The 19,895-nt window shown below is 52.4% G+C and carries 16 protein-coding genes; 4 read left to right on the forward strand and 12 right to left on the reverse strand.

Features of this window, described 5'->3' with window-relative positions; translation table 11 throughout:
- Positions 1–9: 9 nt before the first annotated feature.
- The 5 genes from NSU14_RS15045 to NSU14_RS15065 all read right to left on the reverse strand — a co-directional run bounded on the left by NSU14_RS15045 (position 10) and on the right by NSU14_RS15065 (position 4,921).
- Positions 10–591, reverse strand: coding sequence for a TetR/AcrR family transcriptional regulator (locus tag NSU14_RS15045; protein WP_052421865.1), 582 nt, complete (start codon positions 589–591; stop codon positions 10–12).
- 170 nt (positions 592–761) lie between these two features.
- Entirely contained in the window at positions 762–1,787 is a 1,026-nt protein-coding gene (locus tag NSU14_RS15050; protein ID WP_336100214.1) for a Gfo/Idh/MocA family protein, read from the reverse strand.
- A gap of 38 nt (positions 1,788–1,825) precedes the next feature.
- Positions 1,826–2,914, reverse strand: a complete 1,089-nt coding sequence (locus NSU14_RS15055) for a Gfo/Idh/MocA family protein (RefSeq protein ID WP_042137072.1) — start codon at positions 2,912–2,914, stop codon at positions 1,826–1,828.
- The gene (locus NSU14_RS15060; RefSeq protein ID WP_340945925.1) at positions 2,911–3,696 is read right to left on the reverse strand and encodes a sugar phosphate isomerase/epimerase family protein; all 786 of its coding nucleotides are present in this window, start codon (positions 3,694–3,696) and stop codon (positions 2,911–2,913) included. Before NSU14_RS15060 ends, NSU14_RS15055 begins: the two co-directional genes overlap by 4 nt.
- 61 nt (positions 3,697–3,757) lie before the next feature.
- Positions 3,758–4,921 carry a Gfo/Idh/MocA family protein gene (locus NSU14_RS15065; RefSeq protein WP_042137069.1) on the reverse strand — a complete coding sequence of 388 codons (1,164 nt, stop codon included), beginning with the start codon at positions 4,919–4,921 and terminating at the stop codon, positions 3,758–3,760.
- Between the two features lie 159 nt (positions 4,922–5,080).
- Here NSU14_RS15065 and NSU14_RS15070 point away from each other — a divergent pair, with 159 nt between their 5' ends.
- Positions 5,081–5,914, forward strand: a complete 834-nt coding sequence (locus NSU14_RS15070; RefSeq protein ID WP_305954236.1) for a helix-turn-helix domain-containing protein — start codon at positions 5,081–5,083, stop codon at positions 5,912–5,914.
- 428 nt (positions 5,915–6,342) lie between these two features.
- Here the strand turns inward: NSU14_RS15070 and uxaC are convergent, their stop codons facing one another.
- Positions 6,343–7,752, reverse strand: coding sequence for a glucuronate isomerase (gene uxaC, locus NSU14_RS15075; protein WP_042137067.1), 1,410 nt, complete (start codon positions 7,750–7,752; stop codon positions 6,343–6,345).
- Between the two features lie 210 nt (positions 7,753–7,962).
- Between uxaC and NSU14_RS15080 the strand changes: the two genes are divergently transcribed.
- On the forward strand, positions 7,963–8,640 hold the full coding sequence (locus tag NSU14_RS15080; RefSeq protein ID WP_039292670.1) for a GntR family transcriptional regulator: 678 nt from the start codon (positions 7,963–7,965) through the stop codon (positions 8,638–8,640).
- 138 nt (positions 8,641–8,778) lie between these two features.
- On the forward strand, positions 8,779–9,633 hold the full coding sequence (locus NSU14_RS15085; protein WP_042137066.1) for an SDR family oxidoreductase: 855 nt from the start codon (positions 8,779–8,781) through the stop codon (positions 9,631–9,633).
- 37 nt (positions 9,634–9,670) lie between these two features.
- Here NSU14_RS15085 and NSU14_RS15090 read toward each other — a convergent pair whose 3' ends face one another.
- Positions 9,671–10,738, reverse strand: a complete 1,068-nt coding sequence (locus tag NSU14_RS15090) for a YeiH family protein (RefSeq protein ID WP_445670026.1) — start codon at positions 10,736–10,738, stop codon at positions 9,671–9,673.
- A gap of 221 nt (positions 10,739–10,959) precedes the next feature.
- Between NSU14_RS15090 and NSU14_RS15095 the strand changes: the two genes are divergently transcribed.
- Positions 10,960–11,835 carry a LysR family transcriptional regulator gene (locus NSU14_RS15095; RefSeq protein WP_340945931.1) on the forward strand — a complete coding sequence of 292 codons (876 nt, stop codon included), beginning with the start codon at positions 10,960–10,962 and terminating at the stop codon, positions 11,833–11,835.
- Between the two features lie 110 nt (positions 11,836–11,945).
- Here NSU14_RS15095 and NSU14_RS15100 read toward each other — a convergent pair whose 3' ends face one another.
- The 5 genes from NSU14_RS15100 to NSU14_RS15120 all read right to left on the reverse strand — a co-directional run bounded on the left by NSU14_RS15100 (position 11,946) and on the right by NSU14_RS15120 (position 19,821).
- Positions 11,946–13,739, reverse strand: coding sequence for a glycoside hydrolase family 36 protein (locus NSU14_RS15100; protein ID WP_340945934.1), 1,794 nt, complete (start codon positions 13,737–13,739; stop codon positions 11,946–11,948).
- 42 nt (positions 13,740–13,781) lie between these two features.
- The gene (locus tag NSU14_RS15105) at positions 13,782–15,500 is read right to left on the reverse strand and encodes a cache domain-containing sensor histidine kinase (protein ID WP_340945936.1); all 1,719 of its coding nucleotides are present in this window, start codon (positions 15,498–15,500) and stop codon (positions 13,782–13,784) included.
- 1 nt (position 15,501) lies between these two features.
- Positions 15,502–17,067, reverse strand: a complete 1,566-nt coding sequence (locus NSU14_RS15110; RefSeq protein ID WP_340945939.1) for a response regulator — start codon at positions 17,065–17,067, stop codon at positions 15,502–15,504.
- Positions 17,068–17,205: 138 nt separating this feature from the next.
- Positions 17,206–18,849: an extracellular solute-binding protein gene (locus NSU14_RS15115; RefSeq protein ID WP_340945943.1), complete on the reverse strand. Its 1,644-nt coding sequence runs from the start codon at positions 18,847–18,849 to the stop codon at positions 17,206–17,208.
- Positions 18,850–18,921: 72 nt separating this feature from the next.
- Positions 18,922–19,821 (reverse strand): carbohydrate ABC transporter permease, encoded by a 900-nt coding sequence (locus NSU14_RS15120; protein WP_340945946.1) that lies wholly within the window; start codon positions 19,819–19,821, stop codon positions 18,922–18,924.
- Positions 19,822–19,895: the final 74 nt, after the last annotated feature.

Below are 19,895 nucleotides of genomic sequence, written 5' to 3' on the forward strand. Positions count from 1 at the left end.
CCTTTCCGGTTAAGATTGCTTAATGCCCGCCCAGAAAATCCCCCAGATATCCTCCAGGCGCTGTTCAAATTCCTCTTGCTTGTAAAAAAACATCTGCATGGCGATCCCGTCAAGCAAACAGTAATAAGCCGAGAGCAGACTATCTGCCCGCTGCTGCCGTATGATCCCCGTGTTCATGCCTTCCTCAAAAATCGCCCGGTACAATACAGCGGAACGCTGCTCCATCCCCGCAATCTGCGCCTCCAGCAAGTCCTGGAAGAAAGGAGGCGGAAATTGCACGGCCATTTTATAGAATGCGGTCAATACCGGGTGCTCCACTTTGTAATAATAGTTCTTATACATAATCTCACGCAGCTTCATCTCTATAGGTGTATCCCTGAGGCCCTTATACAGCTGTTCAAGAAATTCATAGTAATGCCGGGCCATTTCGCCGAAGGCGGCCATGAACAAATCTTCTTTTTTCGGAAAATAGGTGGCAATGGATTGCTTCTTAATCCCTACTGCCTGAGCTATGCCGGCCAATGATGCTCCTTCAAAGCCCTTCTCGGCGAATTGTGAACATGCAGCCTGCAGTATCGCGTTAGCAGTCATCTCTTCAGCCCCCTGACGATCGTCAGGTAATTATTACATGCAGATTATAATTTGTCAATTGGGTGGTTACCTGCCTTGTATTCCCGTTACAGCACGCAAAAAAAAGGATCACAGCACGTGATCCTTTCTCCCTGGCTATCAAGAATGTATGATCTCACACATGTCCAGTACTACACATACTGTCCTGCCGTCAGACCCGTTCTGCCCGCCGAGGACTTGTAGATTCCATCGATCAGCTCCAGCGCCTTAATGCCCTCTGCTGCGTCAATCCAGAACTTTCGGCCATCACGGATGTGGGCATAGAAATCATGAATTAACCGTGAATGTCCGGTCCCCCAATACGATTTACCTCCGGTGCTGCCGGTTGCCGGTTCGCTGAGCAGCGTCTCTTGCCCGTCCTTCAACAGATACAGGCAATCCCTACGCTGCAGCAGCGTTCCCTGCTCGAAGACCAGCTCCAGTTCAACGGGAGAATTCACCCCATAAGCATTGGTTCCGTAAAAGAGTCCGCGCACCTTATTCTTGAAGCTGATGCAGGCATGTGCACTATCTTCCACCTCAATAACATCATTCAGCACATCAGTGGTAACACTGCCCTTCACGGAAGAGATTTCACCGCCGAACCATTGCAGCAGATCCAGAGTATGAATAGTCTGGTTGATGAGCACACCTCCGCCTTCAGTAGCCCAGCGGCCTCTCCAGCTGCTATTCTTGTAATAATCTTCACTCCGGGTCCAGGTAACCACCCCTTTCATACAAATGAGGGCTCCCAGTTCGCCGGAATCTATCATCGTCTTGATCCGGACCGAAGGGTCATTGTAACGGTTCTGGAAGACTACACCGAGTTGCCCCTCCGCTTGATCCGCTGCTGCCTGCATTAACCGGGCTGAAGGTACATCCAGCGCCATCGGCTTCTCGGTTAATACATGTTTGCCGGCCTTCAGCAGTTCCACCGCCATCCCGGCATGCAGATGATGGGGCGTGCACAAATGGACAATTCCGATATCTGCCCGCTCCAGAAGCTGCTTGTAATCCGTCAAGCCCTCACATCCGTAATCCTGGGCGGATTGCGCTGCCTGAACGGGATCACTGTCCACCACGGCCAGCAGCCGCGCATAATCTATAGAAGCAATGGCCCTGGCATGCAGCGGAGCAATCGCACCACAGCCGATAATCGCTGCTCCAATTGGATTCATCTTATACACCTTCCGTTCTTCTGATAGCTGTGATGCAACTATTTGAGAGTATCCGGGGTCAGATTGAGCGCTTGCCGCTGCGCCTCCAGGCATAGTTCGGCCGCTTTGAAGGCATGCTCCTGGGTCATGGCATTTTCTGTACGCTGCAGGCAGTCCATGATCAGCTCACCGAAGAACGGGAAGCCGATTTTGCCGGCCACATGCTCATAATGTTCCCCCCCACGGTCCACATAGTAGACATGGTCAGGCGTGCTGGAGCGGCCAATATCGCTGTATTTGCGCAGCTCGATATACCCTTCGGTGCCCATAATAATCGTCCGGCCATCGCCCCAGGTCCCTAATCCTTCCGGAGTGAACCAGTCCACGCGGAAATATTGGGTTGCCCCGTTATCGCCCACCAGCGTGGCATCACCGAAATCCTCCAGCTCCGGGTATGACGGATTGTTATAGTTCGCTACCTTGCTGTGCAATATCTTGGCATCGCGGCAGCCGGCATAGAAGAGGAACTGTTCAATCTGATGGCTGCCAATATCGCAGAGAATGCCGCCGTATTTATCACGCTGGAAGAACCAGTCCGGCCGGCTCGGAGCATTTAACCGGTGAGGCCCCATTCCAATTACCTGAAGTACACGCCCGATCGCACCCTGTTGCACAAGCTGACCTGCATACACAGCACTCTCCACATGCAGTCTCTCACTGAAATAAGTCATGTATTTCTGCTTCGTCTGTTCCGCCTGAGTCCGTGCTGCCGCCAGCTGATCGAGTGAGGTGAACGGTGTTTTGTCCGTGAAATAATCCTTGCCGTGTGCCATGACGCGCAGACCCAGCGGACCACGCTCTGACGGAATAGCCGCCGCCGCTACGAGCCGGACTTCAGGATCTTCGAGAATCTCTTCAGCCGAGCGTGCGGCCCGGACGCCGGGATAGGTGTTCTGGAACACTTTTACCTTCTCCGGGTCAGGATCGTATACCCATTTCAGCTGTGCTCCTGCTTCCACAAGCCCGTTGCACATCCCGTAAATATGCCCATGATCCAGCGCCAGTGCGGCAATTACGAATTCACCCGGCCCCACCACAGGCTTGGCCTCATGCACAGGGGCATACATCATCCCATCCTTGCGGCTCATGCCTCAACCTCCAGCTTGGCGTGCAGATAGTTCAGACTAATCTCCAGGCTCTCAAACGGATCACGCTGGCACACATCCTGCTCCACGATATGCCATTCCACACCTGTCTTGCGGCAGGCTTCAATAATCGCTCCGTAATTCATGTTCCCCTGGCCGATTTCGGCAAAAATCGGTTTGCGCGACAGAACCGTCATATCTTTGAAATGCACGGCCTGCATTCTGCCTTCCACTTTATGAATCCACTCTACAGGATCGCCGCCGCCTGCCTGAACCCAGTACAGATCCAGCTCAAAGCCGAACACCTCCGGATCACTTTCCTGCAGCAGAATTTCCATACCAGTCATACCTTCGAAACGTTCAAATTCAAAATCATGATTATGATAGACAAATTGCAGGCCATACTGCTCCTTCAGGGTACGCGCAATACCGGATGCCAGCTTGGCAAAGGTGCGGTATCCTTCCTGGCTGGTCTGATACTCTGCCGGTAGTCCGCCAAGGCCGATGTACTTGCAGTTCCACAGCTTATGTTCAGCTGCGAGCGCATCCAGATCATTCACCAGCCGGTTCCAGGGGACATGCGTTGCACAAATCTTCAAACCGTATTCATCCGCATACTCCTTCACCAGCTTAGGGTCCATCGGGCCAATTCCCGAGATCTGCACGGCCTGGTAGCCAATTTCGCTCACCTTCCGCAGACTTTCTCTTAACCCCTCCGGGGTCTGGGTAAATTCACGTAAGGTATACATTTGTGCGGCAATCGTTGAACGTTCCATTTCATTCATCCACTCCCAGATTAGTTTGATTTGGTTAGATGATGCTATACCTGCAGATTAAAGAGTGATGCTAGTGGGTTCCCGATACATCCAGCGCTTTCTGGCTGACGGGTGCCTTTTGAAAAGTAGAATTCTGCACCTGCACCATCAGCTTCTCGTGGAACAGGTCGCTGTCGATCGGCAGGTCCACCCAGTTATCCGTCCACGCTGACAGGTACATCGCATTGGAAAGAGTCAATCCGTGAATCCCCTCTTCGCCAGGCGCCAGGAGCGGCTCGTCATGGAGAATGGCATTGGTGAAATTACGCATAATGCCTTTATGCTGATCCCCATCACCTGGTGCTACCGGAATCTCGCATTTCCAGCACTCGGGTGCTCCGAATCCTCCGGTAAATTCAGCATTGAATTGCGGCTCCGGTGTGCGCAGGCGGAAGAACGTCAGCTTGCCGTCTTCGATTACGATTTTACCGTTGTCGCCTGTGATCTCGAACCGGTTCGTTCCCGGTGCCTCCCCTGTAGTGGTGATGAACAGCCCCGTTGCGCCATTCTCATATTCCACATAGGCAGTCACATCATCCTCAACTTCAATATTGCGGTACTTCCCGAAGTGGCAAAAAGCCCGTACCCGCTTCGGCATCATTCCGGTCGTCCACTGCCAGAGATCCAGTTGATGCGGGTCCTGGTTAAGAAGTACACCGCCGCCTTCTCCGCCCCAGGTCGCCCGCCAGCCGCCGGAGTCATAGTAACTCTGAGAGCGGTACCAATTCGTGATAATCCAGTTCGTACGCCGGATCTCTCCAAGCTCTCCTGACTTGATCAGCTCTCTCAGCTTCTGATAGAGCGGGTTGGTCCGCTGGTTGTACATAATGCCGAACTTGCGGTCAGACTTCGCAGCAGCGTCGTTCATCTCCTGAACAGCTTTGGTGTACACGCCTGCTGGCTTCTCAATCAGAACATGCAGCCCGTAACCCAGTGCCTCAACCGCGAGCGGCGGGTGGTCATAATGCGGTGTAGCAATCAGCACAGCATCAATGGTCCCGGACTTGAACAGCTCTTCCGGTGACAGGAACCGCTGCACGCTATCCGGCAAATGCTCTTCCGCCCAGTCCAGCCTTTCCGGGCTGGTGTCACATACGGCTGCCAGCTCGGCTCCCTTAATATCACTCAGCAGGCTCTGCGCATGCGCTCGCCCCATATTGCCCACTCCGATAATGCCAAATCGTACCTTTTCCATCTCCCAATCACTTCCTATTACAGTTTATGATATGAGGATAACCTTAATCGCCTCCGGTGAACATGACTGTAATTAAGGTGTTTTTGTATATAAATAAGATGTATTAGATAAATGAAAGCGGTATAATGAATTTATGAGCGTTGTAAAGGAGCTAAACCTATGAATATGTATGCCAGCGGAAATCTGACCGGACGCCTGCTGCAGAATCTGACCGTTACCGTTACGCATGCCCAGTTGACCAGCAGATACCCCGGATGGAATAGGACGAACGAGACCCCTTCCTTCAACCGGCTGTACTATATTGATTCCGGCGAAGGCAAGGTGATTATCAACGGCGTGGCGTATTATCCCAGACCCGGGCAATTAATGATCATGCCGGCCGGCTCTACCCAGACCACGGACACCTCGCCCAATGATCCCTACACACGCTACTATTGTCACTTTGATGCGCAGATCGGGGAATGGCCGCTGTTTCATTCTGCCAATAAGCTCTATATCAGCGATGTGCCGGATCCGGATGCGGTAAGGGCGATTTTCACGGAAATGATTGATTTGTTTCAGGATACCGGCTTTCTGGCGACTCTGCGCACTCAGGCTTCACTGCTCACGCTATTGGCACTGTGTCTGGAATCGGGAGGCTACAGCAATTTCCTGGATGACCTGACACATACCAGCGATCAGGGGAAGCTGGCGAATGTGCTGACTTACATTGACCAGCGCCTGATGCGGCCGCTTGATGTGGAGGAGCTGGCGGAGCTCGTCCATCTGCATCCGAACTACTTCATTCCCTACTTCAAGAAATTCATCGGCGTCCCTCCGATGCAGTACGTTCAGCTGAAACGGATGGAGCTCGCCAAAAGGCAGCTCTCGTACACCGACTTCAGCATCTCCAATATCGCCGAGCAGGTCGGCATGGAGCTTGCCCATTTCTCCAAGGTGTTCAAGAAGACTACTGGTGTTTCTCCTTCTGCTTACCGGAGCAGTACGAAGTAGGGGGGATTTGTTAGTTGGAGTATGATTTACGCTATCCTTGCATTCAAAATCCAACTTGATTTCATAATAGTTGTAGATTGTGCAGTTAAAAACTGCGATAAAGGCTGCCCACATCTTATAACTGTATTCTGTACAACTAAATTTGCCCGGAACGGTGATAACCAGCTACAACCGATAATTTAATTGTACGAAATACAACTAAACGGATGATCGATTGTAAATCAGGCGATTTAGTTGTACAAAGTGCAATTAAAAATTGCGGGACCAATGTGCACATAACTTAATCCGGTCACTGCAACCACGCAGCAAGCGAATTATCAAATTGGTTATCACGAGTTTAAGTCACCATAACATGTGCGCTCAATAAAAAAGGAACAATCCCAAGCCATATGATGGCTGATAGGACTGTTCCTTTTTGTAGCTACATACTATTTTATCCCGAAATATGCATCGGCATTGTTGTAACAAATGTTCTCGATCGTCCGGCCCACAAAAGCATAATCGCGCGGCAGATCGCCCTCTTCAATCCATGTGCCGAACAGGTTGCATAGAATCCGGCGGAAGTATTCATGACGCGTGAAGGAGAGGAAGCTTCTGGAGTCGGTCAGCATGCCGACGAATGGACTGATCAGGCCGATGCTGGAGAGCGCCTTCAATTGCTGCAGCATGCCTTCCTTCTGATCATGGAACCACCAGCCTGAGCCCATCTGCACTTTGCCTTTGATCCCCGAGCCCTGGAAATTACCGATCGATGTTGCAATCATCTCGTATTGTGACGGATTCAGCGTATACACAATGGTCTTCGGAAGCTGTCCGCTGGCATCCAGATCATTCAGCAAGGCATTCAGGCTGCGGGCCATATTGAAGTCCAGAATGGAATCGAACCCGCTGTCCTTGCCGAGCGCATCGAACATCCGTGAGTTGTTATTACGGAGCGCCCCGATGTGCAGCTGCATGCTCCAGCCCCGCTCGTGATACAGCCGGCCTAATTTGAGCAGTGTGTAGCTCTGGAACTTCTGTTCCTCCTGGGCGCTGATCTCCTCGCCTTTGAAGGCACGGGCAAATATGTAAGCTGCTTCATGTTCGGTTGAATGTGCGTGCGGAAGCTCACCGAAGGCCTGATCGGACAGACGGCAGCCATGCTTGTGGAAATAATCGATCCGCGAAGTCACAGCCTTCATGAATTCGGAATAACAGTGAACTTCCATTCCGCTGGCTTCACTGAGCGTGGCAACGTAGCCGGCAAAACCTTCATCGCGGATATTCAGCACCCGGTCCGGTCTGAAGGTTGGAGCAACAACGGTCTCCAGTGCACTGTCGTTCTTAATAAGAATGTGATGCTCCAGGGAATCAGCCGGATCATCCGTTGTGCAGACGACGTCAACATTCTGCTTCTTAAGGATGCCCTGTGTAGTCATGCCGTCTCCTTGCAGCTGTTCATTACAGCGGTCCCAGACGCTCTCCGCATTATCGGCCGAGAGCAGCTCATCGATGCCGAAATAGCGCTTCAGCTCCAGATGTGTCCAATGGTACAGCGGATTGCCCAGCATCTCGGGTACTGAACGCGCCCAGACCATAAATTTGTCTTTGTCCGGAGCGTTCCCGGTAATCAGCTGTTCATCGATGCCGAGCCAGCGCAGCGCACGCCACTTGTAATGGTCCCCCGATAACGCCAGATCGGCGATATTGCGGAACTTGCGGTTGCTGCTGATCTCCTGAGGATTCAGATGACTGTGGAAATCGTAGATCGGCATTTTTTGAGCATAGTCATGGTACAGGGTTTGTGCACTTTTGTTCAGGAGCAGCCAATCTTCATGAATAAAAGGTGAGGTACTCAATGTGTTCTCCAGCCTTTCGTCATACCGTATTTTAGAAGATAAGAATGTATAAGCTACTCGCAATATAACGTTCTTATCTTTTCCGCAGAAGCGGAAATTTGTCCTGGTAAGGACGGTATTAGCCGTTTCTGCCTGTTTGCACTACCATACTACCATACTTGTATGGTAGTATGGTAGTGCTTCTGAACAACTTAACAGGAGGGCTACGCGATGGAATACATTATCGGTACACAAGCGGTTTCCACACGGGACATCGTGTATCGTTCTTTGAAGAATCAGATTTTGCTGTTGGAGCTCCCTCCCGGCACCAGCATCTCGGAGAAAGAAATTTCACTTAAATTCAATGTTAGCCGCACTCCCGTCAGAGAGAGCTTCGTCCGGCTGGCCCAAGAGGGCCTGCTCGATGTCTATCCCCAGCGCGGAACGGTTGTCTCTCTTATTGATTCCGGCCTCGTCGAAGAAGCCCGCTTCATGCGCGAGCATCTGGAGCGGGCGGTTATGCGCGAGGCCTGCAGCTCTTTTCAGGCCAAACATCTTATAGATCTTAAGGCGAATCTGGATAAACAGAGACTCTGCATTGAAGATCAGGACTATAAGGAAATGTTCATGCTGGATGAAGAATTTCATCATCTGATCTTTACAGGCTGCAGCAAGAAGAATACCTGGGAAGTAGTCCAGCAGATCAAGGTCCATCTGAACCGCAGCCGGATGCTTAAGCTTACGGCAGATCATAATTGGGAGCATCTGTATCAGCAGCATTATTGCCTCTATGAAGCGATTCAGACACATGATGTTTCGCAGGGTGATCATATGATGCAGGAGCATATGGCATTAACCATTGCCGATCAGGAGATGCTGATGGAGAAATACCCGCAGTACTACAAGTAGAAACGGCTTTGCCGTCCATTTAACAAGGAATCCGGGGAACTGAATAGACGCCCCGCCCGGCGGGTAATGATGCCCGATAGTAAACAGACTTAGTCCTTACTTAGGATCATACTTACATTAGAGAAGGGTTGGATACCTATGTCTGAGTTGGCATTACAGCCTCAACTGGCAGGCAAAATCACCGTGATTACCGGAGGAGCCGGCGCACTTTGCAGCGTGATGGCCCTGGAATTAGCCCGTCAAGGCGCCAGGGTCGCTATTCTGAACCGCACTGCGGACAAAGGCGCCGCTCTGGCTGCGCAGATAACTGCAACCGGAGGACAAGCACTTTCCCTGGCCTGTGATGTTATGGATTCCAGCAATGTGCAGCAGGCAGCCGATGAACTTCTGAAGCACTGGGGGCCTTGTGATTTATTAATTAACGGGGCCGGCGGTAATCAGCCTTCGGCAATTACGACCCATGAGACCTTCGCGGACGGAGACCTGGAGAATCCGGATATCGTCTCCTTCTTCGATCTGTCTGTAAGCGGGTTCCGCAATGTCCTTGATTTAAATATGACCGGAACGTTAATTCCGACCCAGATCTTCGCCAAGCAGATGCTCGGGCGAACCGGAACAACGGTAATCAACATTTCTTCCATGAGTGCCGCTTCGCCAATGACCAAAGTTCCGGCATACAGTGCTGCCAAGGCGGGGATTAACAACTTCACGCAATGGCTGGCCGTCCATCTGGCAGACGCGGGAATACGGGTTAACGCTATAGCCCCGGGCTTCTTCGTAACCGCTCAGAATGAACAGCTGCTTGTGGACAGTAATGGAGAGCTGACAGAACGTTCCCGCAAAATCATCTCCCAAACCCCGATGCGCCGTTTCGGTACGCCCAAGGATCTGCTCGGCACCCTGCTCTGGCTGGCAGATGAGCAAATGTCGGGGTTCGTCACCGGAATCACCGTGCCTGTGGACGGCGGATTCATGGCTTACTCAGGGGTTTGAGCGTGATCTATGATGTGATGTGTTCCGTTCCACTGGACTAAGATAATCCCAACCAATGTACCAGCCCAAATCCGAGCAGCGACATGAATACCGAACCTATGAATCCGGCGAGTACCGGCTTACGCCCCATGCTGCTAAAGGTCTTGAGATCAATGCCGAGTCCAAGTCCCGCCATCGCCATGGCCAGCAGCAGATAGGCAAGTGTGATCATATCTGACGCAAGCGGCTGAGGGATAACTCCAAGCGTATTGATGCCGCTCATCAACAGGAAGCCTGCAATAAACCAGGGAACCGGGAGCTTCTTGCGCTCCCGGTTTCCTTCCGTTTCGGCGGCACACCCTTCTTCTGCTCCATCGGACAGTTTCATGCGGCGGTGTAGCTTCCGCTCCCTGCGGCCTTCTATCAGGCCCAGAATCAGAGCGACCGGAACCAGCATTGCTACCCGCGTCAGCTTCACCAGTACTGCCAGATCGGAGCCTTGCTGCCCGGCAGGTACGGCTGCAGCGATGACATGTGCCACCTCATGCAGGGTTGCTCCTGCGAAGATTCCGTATCCCGAAGCGCTTAAGCCCATATATGGATATAGAATCGTATATACAAGTGTAAAAACAGTTCCCAGAATCGCCACTGTTGCCGCTCCTACTGCCGTCTCGTTGTCTGTCGCTTTGATCTGCGGGGCAATGGCAGCTACTGCTGCTGCGCCGCAGATGGCTGTTCCGCACGCGGTCAGCAGCCCCAGTCTTCTGTCCATCTTCAGCCAACGCGCCAAACCATACACAGTGAACAGCGTGAACACCAGGTTAATAGCTGCAATCCCGGCCACCTTTGGACCCGCCTGTACGATATCCCCCAGATTCAGTCTCATCCCCAGCAGAATGATTCCTGCTCTGAGCAGTCTTTTGCCCGAGAACCGTACGCCTGCCATGGCCTGCTCCGGAACACCGGCTACTGCTCTGAGGCCAATCCCCAGCAGAATGGCCAGCACCAGCTGGCCCATAATGCCGAGGACCGGCAGCATGGCTAAATATTTCGCCGCAACCGCCAGAGTGAGTGTAACAACAATCCCGCCGGCAAAGTAGACATATCTATGATTACTCCGCTGCAATCTGTAACTTCCGCTTCCATTCATCCGTCCCGCGCCCCATTCACTACTTCGTTATAACACCGCTTTTATAGCTTTACTATATAAGCATGCTTACGGAATGTGAAATACAGGTTTGCTATTTCAATCATTATTAATACTTATGCTTAGGCGAATTCACTATGTTAAAATAGTAAAAAACCGTAATTACAGCTACATCCATCTTCAATAAATGAGGGATTATTATGATTACTGATGCGCTCCGCGTTTTTGTTACCGTAGTAGAGCAGCAGCATTTCTCTAAGGCGGGCGAGCTGCTCAACCTCTCCCAGCCCGGAGTCAGCCTGCATATCCGCAATCTGGAGAACGAATTCGCAGTGAAGCTGCTGCACCGTTCCCCCAAGCAAGTGCGTCTTACTGAAGCCGGAGCCATTCTATATAAGCATGCGAAACAGATGCTCATGCATTATGAAGAGGCCGGCCGGGAAATCCGGCTGCTGCAGGACGAAGTGACCGGCACCCTGCAGATCGGAGCCAGCTTCACAATTGGGGAATATGTGCTCCCGGCCCGCCTGGCCGACTTCGCCCGGCAATATCCGCTGGTCAGTCTCCAGGTCACCATAGGCAATACGGAAGAGATTATTGCTGCGGTCCGGTCTAACCGGCTGGATATCGGCTTCATCGAAGGTGAAACGTCGGGCTCTGATCTGTCCATTATCCCGTATATGAAGGACGAGATGATTCTGGTCGCGCCCTCCGCTCACCCGCTAAGCAGTGAACTCGCTGTAGAGGATCAGATGCTGCATAATGAAGTCTGGGTGCTGCGGGAACCGGGTTCCGGCACCCGGGCTTTCAGCGACCGTTTTTTGCAGGAATCAGGTATTCAGGTCAAACGCTCCTATGTATTCAACAGCAGTCAGGGTGTCAAGGAAGCGGTCAGCGCCGGACTTGGACTGTCCCTGCTGTCCAGATGGATTGTACGCAAAGAGCTGGCCAGCGGCGAATTAAGTGAACTAAGAATCAGGCATACGCTGACTGAAAGGGATTTCCGGATCATCCGGCAGAAGCATGCTCCAGATACACTGGCTATGCGGGTCTTTGTCGGGAAGCTGCTGGATTGATTTACTCTGCTCCCATTAATCAGCTGGCAGTAGCCAGACCAGAACAGCTTCAAGACGCCTGGCCCCCCCACTGGAATATGTGTGGGGGACCAGGCGTCTTGTAAGATTAATTATTCAGCTATTCTGGCAGGCCGAATCATGATTACCCCTGCCGGCGGCACCTCTAGTGCATGCACTCCTTTATTCCACAGCAGCCTGTGATCCGCTACAACCGTTCCCCGGCAGCCGAGGATATTCACAAGAAGCAGACCCGGATCGCGGTCCATTTCCAGTACCAGGCGCGGGTTCAGCGTCCCGTTGATTACCAGAACCAGCCCGGGCAAATCCCCTGCTAAAGGGATTACTGTATCATGATAAGCGGCAAACACCCACTTCTGCGCGGTCCGGGCGATGACAAGCGGATACAGCAGCTCGGGACTCACCGGCTCCAATGTTCCGTCCAGCAATACATCCCGGTGCCCGCGCCAGAAGCTTAGCCAGAAGCCCAGCATAGCCTTATGCGGCTCCGGCAGAGTATCCAGCCGGACGGATATCTGCGGCACAGCGAACAGAATGTTAATGAACTGCAATGCCGCTGCCTCGACCGGTTCCTCCGGATTCCACATCAGCATATCGGCATGTGCCGCGGTATCCCCGCAGATCAGCCGGATATCGATTGTATGCATCCGGTTCTGAAGTGCATCGTTTGGACAATCTGCTGCCCGGAACATATTGCCGTATTTGCGCATCAGCGGTCCGGTATAATTCTGGCGGAATTCGATCATAATATCCGGCTTCAGCTGCCGCAAGCGTGAGAGGATTCCGCTTAACAACAGATCGACGGCTTCCGGAACCGAGCCTGTATCCCGGCTGCCCCAGTCGTCATCCTTCTGGTCCGCCGCCTCCCGGGCCGTATAGAAGCTATCCACGAAGTCGAGCTTGAAGCCGTCCAGATCCCAATCCAGCAATGCCTGCTCATATAAGGAAATTAAATATTCCCGGACTTCCGGATAACGGGGATCGGCCACGCCTGCTCCGAAGCTCTCACTATAGTAGAGTAACTTATCCTTGAAGCGCAGCCAGGCTTCACTATGCTTGCCGATGAACGGCACGGCATACCACAGCAGGTATTTCATGCCAAGGTTATGAACACGGGCAACATGTGCCTGCATATCCGCGATTTTGTCCGGGCTGGCCTTCCAGTCTCCGCAATATGCATACCCCCGGGCTTCATCTGACGTCTGCCAGCCGTCATCCACAATTACCGCGCCGCAGCCCAGTTCAGCTGCGAGTCTGCACTCCAGCTCTAAGATCTCCGGCTTCAGCTGCTGATGGAAGCTGTACCAGGTGGAATACACCGGCTCCCTTGCGGTATCAGGAACCGGGGACGTCTCACTCCCTTTCAAGCCTGCCCACCATTTCCCCGCTGCGCCCAGTGCTTCATAGTAAGGAACGCTGCGGGAATCCAGCCGCAGGATGAGCTCATAATGTGTTATGGGAGAGACATCGCCTGCGAACAACGTTACAGCACATTGAAAGCTGGACGTTTCTTCATTCAGCCCCGCACGCAGCTCCAGCGGATTCAAGACGTCTGAGCAGGCAAAGGTCAGAACATTGTTCCCCCTGCTGCCATACAGGCTGACAACTGGTGCAGAGAAAGTGGATCTGGACAGGAACCCCTCCCGCCAGTCGGGAATCAGTCCCCTGTTTCGTTCCGCTGCCGGATGCCACATTCCTTGAATATCAATAGCCTGGCAGCTCCAGCGAAGGGTTAGCTTGGGGGGAGCTGCCGGAACGAGAGCACTGAGTGTCAGGATGGCGTAGGCAACGCCATCTACTCCATGCTCCACATGAAGCTGAGATTGAAAGTCCGGACTGCTTCCTTCAAGAAGGATCTCGTAATCTCCTGTGTGAATGGTCTTCAATACGGTCCAAGCTCCTTTGTAGCCGATTGACTGCTTATACGGTTATAACCGGCAGGGAATAGAAATCTGCACACAGGTGCCGATTCCGGAACGGCTGGCGATCAGCACTCCGTATTCACTGCCGCCATGCAGCTTAATCCGGGAATCTACATTACGGATGCCGTAGCCGATCCGGGTCCCCTCAGGGGCCAGAATCTGCCGGATGGTATCCGCATTCATGCCTACCCCATTGTCTATAATCTTGAATATGATGCTGTCCTCCCTCTTCTCCGCCACCAGCCGGATTCCGATGGTGCTGCCGAACCAGGCATGCTCCAGCACATTCTCAATCATCGGCTGCAGAATCAGCTTCACCGTCGCATACTCCAGCACCCCGGGGTCAATATCGTAATATACCGACATCCGTTCCCCGTATTTGATGCCCTGAATGGCAATATAAGCTTTGGCATGCTCAATTTCATTGCCCACGGTTGTGATAATTCCGCCCCGGTTCAAAGACAAACGGTAGAACTTGGCCAGCTCCTGAACAAGGGTGTGCAGCTTCTGAATATCTCCGAACTGGGCCAGACGATTGATCGAGGAGAGTGTATTGTAGAGGAAATGCGGATTGATCTGCGCCTGTAGCGATTCCAGCTCCGCTTCTTTTTTCTGAAGATTGGCGACATAATTCTTGTGAATCAGCTCTTCGATATTGCTGCCCATCCGGTTGAAGGCTACGGCAATCTGTGCCAGTTCGTCATTGCCCTTATACTTAATTCTCTTGTGAAAGTCTCCATCGTGAAAAGCGTTCAGCGATCCGACGATCTTTTGAATCCGCCGGGAGAAATAGCTGGATACTCCGATGCCGAGACAGGCCAGAACCAGTGCGCTGGCCAGACAGACCAGCAGTGTCATTCTCCGCACTTCGCTTGCACTTTCATCGAACAGGCTGTTCGGAATATAGGCTTGCAGCTCCCAGCCGATGCCTTCCAGCGGCTCTCTCAGTTGCAGCAGGTTGCCGGCGGATTGCAGGCTGGCGGCTTCCGCACCCTCCGGCGAAGATTCCAGCACCATTCTGCCGCTGCGGTCGGTCACCACAAGGGTGGCATATTCGCCGATCTTGCGGTAATCCACCGAATCCAGCAGATCCCGCATCTGCACCGTTACCCGGATTAGACCGATGCTCCGCTGCTTCTGGATATCATCCATCCTCTGGATCAGTGAGATATTGCTGTTCTCTTCATCGCGCAGAATCTGACGCCATTGACCGGCACCCGGTTTAGCTTCCGGCGCCACAAGGTCATGATACCAGTCTTCTCCCCGGATTCTCTGCAGATGAAAGATCTCATACCGCTTGGTCGAGAGCAGCGGATTGGGTCCAATCTCGCTGTAGTATAGTTCAGGAATAGAATCATTCTCCAGGTACAGGGATAACCCGACATTGCTTGCCGTGTAATTAAGCAGATTCTCAAGCGTAGGCATGAGAGTCTTAGTCATCGTCTCATAGCTGTACCAGCCTTGCTCATAACGCCGCAGTGCACTTTGCAGATTGAAGTTGTAATAGAGAGTGCTGGAGATACGTTCAATATTATCCGTACGGTAGGTGATGTTATCCCGCATTTGCTGCAGTGTGCCTTGGATGTTCTCGCGCGTCTTCTGTTTGAGCGAGTTCACGGAATGACTGTAAGCAAACAAGCCCACTGTACCCACAGCTAGCAGCAGGCAGACCACATAAGGGAGAATCAGCTTGTATCCGTAAGGCATACTCCATCTGCGCCGCATATTACAGATGTCTCCTATAATCACCCGGGCTGACTCCGTAATAATCCTTGAATTGCTTGCTGAAATGGGACAGATTCTTATAGCCGACCCGCTGGGCAGCTTCATAAACCTTAAGCTTCGGGTCACCAAGCAGCAGCTTCACCCGTTCCAGCCGTCTTAAAGAGACATAATCGGAGAAATAAATTCCCTTCTCTTCGTAGAAAATCTGCCCCAGATGATTAGGCGAGAAGGAGAAATGATTGGCAGCATCCCGCAGCATCACGTTGTGCTCCAGACGTTCCTCTATATAAGCTTCAATCTCCTGCACGAGCTTGCGTTTCTTGCCCTGCCGTTTGCGCTGCAAATGCTCCGACAGCTCGAACATACGGCGGCGCAGCCAGGATTTCATATCCTGGGTAGTCTCGAAATGATAGAGAATGCTCAGATGCTTCCGGTCCAGTCCGAGCACCTCGTAGAAGTCCTCATTAATCGTATGCAAATAGGCATCGAGCTTCGACACCACATGCAGAAACAGCTGATAGATCTCCAGCTTGGTCTCCATATGACCTACCCACACGAACAGCTCCTCATTACAATCGTCGATATCAACCAGCCGGTAAGAGGACATGGCCTGAAACAAGGCCTGGAGAATATCATCAAGATCCTTGGCTTCAGCCGTAACCGGCCCTCTGGCATCCGTGTGCAGGATCAGCTTGCCTTTGCCCAGGAACAGCTTCAATCCAAGGGCTTCCTTGGCCCGCTGGAAGGAGTAATGCAGCTCCTTCAGACTGTTCACCAGCGGTCCTGCTCCAATGGTCACTGTCAGCGGAGTTCCGCTGACCGCATGATGAATGAATTCCCTTAACCGTCCATGGTCAACACGTTCTTCAAGGATTAGAGCAAAATGGAACTGATCCAGTCTGCAGACCTGAATCCGTTCCATCGCACAGAACTGTTCAACAGACAGGCTCAGCTGCCGCTCTATTGCCGCTTGGGCCTCCTCACTATAGCCGTTCAGCTTCCAGGCCAGGTCATCCGGTTCCAGCAGAGCGGTGTACAGGCGGGATCTTTGCCAAGCAATCCCCATGCGCTGAAGCAGCGGCAATACCCGGTCCTCATCCGGTGTTCCATCGAGAAGCTGCATGAACAGCTCACGCTTCAGCAGGGGTTCCGACTCCGAGAAATAATGCTCCAGATGGCTATGCGCCCGTTCCTTGTTCAGGGCCTCCTTCACATCAATCAACGTCCGCCGCATATCCTCATCGTCCACAGGCTTCAGAACATAACCGCAGGCACTCATGGAAATGGCCTGCTTGGCATACTGGAAATCCTCATAGCCGCTGACAAAAACTATCTTCAGCTTCGGATTCAGCTCAAGTGCTCTGCGGGCAAGCTCCATCCCGGTCATAATCGGCATCTTGATATCCGTGACGACAATATCCACCTGCTGCGCTTCCAGCACTTCAAGCGCCTCGAAGCCGCTGCTTGCGGCTGCACACACTTCCATGTCCATGTCTTCCCAGTTCATGAAGTATTGCAGACCCTTCAGATCCAGCAGCTCATCGTCAACCAGCAGCACCTTATACATTCCATCCCCTCCTTCGGACCCGCTTGCTGCCAAGGCGCAAGAGCGGAGGTTATCCCCATAAGGCGGAAGGCAGCCCCTTCCCAAATAATGGGGTATACTTGGCTTCAGTATACCCCACGCCCCAGGCAGACTCTATTGTTATTTCATCTTGCTGAGGTTGTTCTGCCATCTTTCCGTCTGGTACGCCAGCAGCTTGCCGTAACCCGCTTTTGAGGCGTCTTCATTCGCTTGGTTAATCAGGCTCAGCACCTCTTCATCACTCTTGGCATACAGCGTCTTGGCAAAAGCCTCCTGATAGATATCGTTGACGGCTGTGGCAATGGTTCCTTCTTCCGAATCCGGAAGCGGATCAAGGTTCACGAATTCCGTGAAGTTCCGGGAAGTCTTCCAGGTCACTTTCTGCTGGGCCAGCGTTGTCCAGTTCTGCTTATCAGCCGGCAGCTGCGCATCCATCTTGGCTTTGGTCTGATCGATGAATGTCGTGTTGCCTACCCAGTTGAAGCGGCCGATTCTTTCCTTGTCTTTCCCTGCCTGCTCTGTGCTAAGTCCCCCGGCATTCAGAATCGGTACTCCATCTGCGTCAGTCTCATCCCAGTAGAGCCCCTTACGTCCGAAGTTGATAATACGCTGGCCCTCCTCCCCGGTCAACCAGTCCAGGTATGAGAAGATCGCTTCAGGGTCCTTGGCATTCTTCGTAATCACGAGCACATTCCAGCCGAGGGAATTGTAATTATTCGGAGTGATTTTGGTGGCATCCAGGCCGGCTTTGTGGATCGGCCAGATGATCTCGTAGCCCGCTTCCGGATCGGTTGCCTTCAGGGCACCGTCCGCTCCCCGGCCCGGATTGACCACATCGCCATCCACGTATACTGCAACGCGGCCCGTTTTCAGCTTTTCGTTAATCTGGTCTCCGGTCTGTGTGAATACGTCCTGTGAAATCAGCTTGTCGCGGAACAGCTTGCTGGCATACTGCATGTTCTCAATGAAAATCGGATCTTCAAAGATCGGCTTCAGTTCATTGCCTACAGGATTAGCTCTCGTCAGATAAGGTTTGTTCTCCGCCCATCCGCCATACATGGTATCAATGCCCCGGCCTTTGGCTCCAACCTCGAGGGGAACAACATCACTGTATTTCTCCTTCACCAGCTTCAGATAGGCATACAGATCATCAAAGGTTTCCAGCTTCGGCGAGCCCAGCTCTTTATAAATTTTCTTGTTGATGATCCATCCGCCGTTGCCGTTGGGGCTTGAGGTATACCAGTTCGGGAACTGGTACAGCTTGCCGTCGTCTGAGCGGAGCATACCGAGTGTGGCTTCCCCGGCGTTATTCTTAAGATTCGGATATTTGTCGAGATAATCATCCAGTGCCACCAGCATTCCGCCTTGCCGCAGACGCTCGACACTTGCACCGCGGTCCGTCATAATGACATCCGGCAGACTGCCTGAAGCAATCATGGTGCTGAACTTCGTCTCGGCAGCGCCGCTTGACTGAACGGGAGTCATGTTGACCTTCAGGGTATCGGCAATCCAGCGTGTGGTTGAGTCGGCGCCCCACTGCTCAGTAGTATCCCAGTCATAATTGCTGTAATAGCTGAAGGTTACCGGCTTCACTGTACTTACTTCGTCTGTGGAAGGCTCCTCCGAAGTTGCGGGTACCGCCGTTTCCGCTGCAGCAGTGGCTGCCGCCGTTTCTTTACCGGGTTCTGCCGTACTCTGAACTGCTGCGTTATTCCCTCCGCCGCACCCGGCCATCAGCAGCACCGTGCATAATACAACCGTCATTTGTGTCCATCGTTTGGTCGTCCGTTTCAAATTAAGTAACCCCTCTCTACATGTGAGTTCAAGAAATCTGCGCTACTCTTTCAAGGAACCGATGAGTACCCCTTTGACAAAATATTTTTGCAGAAACGGATACACCATAATGATTGGCAGCGTTGCCACCATAGTGGTAGCCATAATCAGCGACTTGGTGGTGACAGACTGCACCAGAGCCAGACGGTCCTGGGCTGCTGCATTGCCGACGGACTGAAGCTGATCAGTCACAATATTGGAGCTCAGGATCTGCTTCAGCAGCGTCTGGATCGGAATCAGGCTGGGGTCGTTAATATAAATGCTGGCTGAGAACCAGTCATTCCAGTGATAGACGGCGGTAAAAAGGGACAGGGTGGCCACAACGGGACCCGATATAGGCAGGATGATACGGATCAGCACACCGATATGGTTGCAGCCGTCAATCCGTGCCGACTCCGCCAGTCCCGCCGGCAGGCCAAGAAAGAAGGTCCGAAAAATAATCATATTATATACACTGATTAACCCGGGAATAACGAGAACCCAAAAGGTGTCCATCATGCCAAACTCCCGCAGCAGCAGAAAGGTAGGAATTAAGCCGCCGCTGAAATACATTGTAATAATGCAGAAGACCATATAGAACCTGCGCCCGATCAGCTCATGACGCGATAGCCCGTAAGCCAGGATGGCTGTGAACAGCACGGACAGGATCGTCCCGGTTAGCGTTCTCAGAATGGATATCATGAACGCCTGCCCGATCCGGCTGTCCTGGAAGACAACCTCATAGTTATCAAACGTTGGGACCCGGGGCCAGAACGTGATGCCGCCCAGCGATGTATCTGAGCCCATATTGAAGGAGATAACCAGGGAATTCCAGAAGGGATACAGGGTGACGAAGCCCAGCAGGATCAGAATGATATAAATGAACAGCTGCAGCACTTTATCCCCCGTTGACAGCTTCATCATATCCTGTAACCCCTTTCCCCGCAGCGTCTGATTTCATGAACATTTCTGCATCTATACTGCTTTGATGCTGCTTC

This window comes from Paenibacillus sp. FSL R10-2771, from assembly GCF_038000205.1.
Taxonomy (GTDB): Bacteria; Bacillota; Bacilli; order Paenibacillales; family Paenibacillaceae; genus Paenibacillus_AQ; species Paenibacillus_AQ phytohabitans.

What these genes read in the sequence shown, in the direction of transcription:
- NSU14_RS15065 (WP_042137069.1), bottom strand. Translation starts at nt 4,921, where the DNA reads ATGGAAAAGGTACGATTTGGCATTATCGGAGTGGGCAATATGGGGCGA.
- NSU14_RS15110 (WP_340945939.1), bottom strand. Translation starts at nt 17,067, where the DNA reads ATGTATAAGGTGCTGCTGGTTGACGATGAGCTGCTGGATCTGAAGGGT.
- NSU14_RS15105 (WP_340945936.1), bottom strand. Translation starts at nt 15,500, where the DNA reads ATGCGGCGCAGATGGAGTATGCCTTACGGATACAAGCTGATTCTCCCT.
- NSU14_RS15055 (WP_042137072.1), bottom strand. Translation starts at nt 2,914, where the DNA reads ATGAGCCGCAAGGATGGGATGATGTATGCCCCTGTGCATGAGGCCAAG.
- NSU14_RS15070 (WP_305954236.1), top strand. Translation starts at nt 5,081, where the DNA reads ATGAATATGTATGCCAGCGGAAATCTGACCGGACGCCTGCTGCAGAAT.
- NSU14_RS15085 (WP_042137066.1), top strand. Translation starts at nt 8,779, where the DNA reads ATGTCTGAGTTGGCATTACAGCCTCAACTGGCAGGCAAAATCACCGTG.
- NSU14_RS15120 (WP_340945946.1), bottom strand. Translation starts at nt 19,821, where the DNA reads ATGATGAAGCTGTCAACGGGGGATAAAGTGCTGCAGCTGTTCATTTAT.
- NSU14_RS15045 (WP_052421865.1), bottom strand. Translation starts at nt 591, where the DNA reads ATGACTGCTAACGCGATACTGCAGGCTGCATGTTCACAATTCGCCGAG.
- NSU14_RS15115 (WP_340945943.1), bottom strand. Translation starts at nt 18,849, where the DNA reads ATGACGGTTGTATTATGCACGGTGCTGCTGATGGCCGGGTGCGGCGGA.
- NSU14_RS15080 (WP_039292670.1), top strand. Translation starts at nt 7,963, where the DNA reads ATGGAATACATTATCGGTACACAAGCGGTTTCCACACGGGACATCGTG.
- NSU14_RS15060 (WP_340945925.1), bottom strand. Translation starts at nt 3,696, where the DNA reads ATGAATGAAATGGAACGTTCAACGATTGCCGCACAAATGTATACCTTA.
- NSU14_RS15095 (WP_340945931.1), top strand. Translation starts at nt 10,960, where the DNA reads ATGATTACTGATGCGCTCCGCGTTTTTGTTACCGTAGTAGAGCAGCAG.
- NSU14_RS15050 (WP_336100214.1), bottom strand. Translation starts at nt 1,787, where the DNA reads ATGAATCCAATTGGAGCAGCGATTATCGGCTGTGGTGCGATTGCTCCG.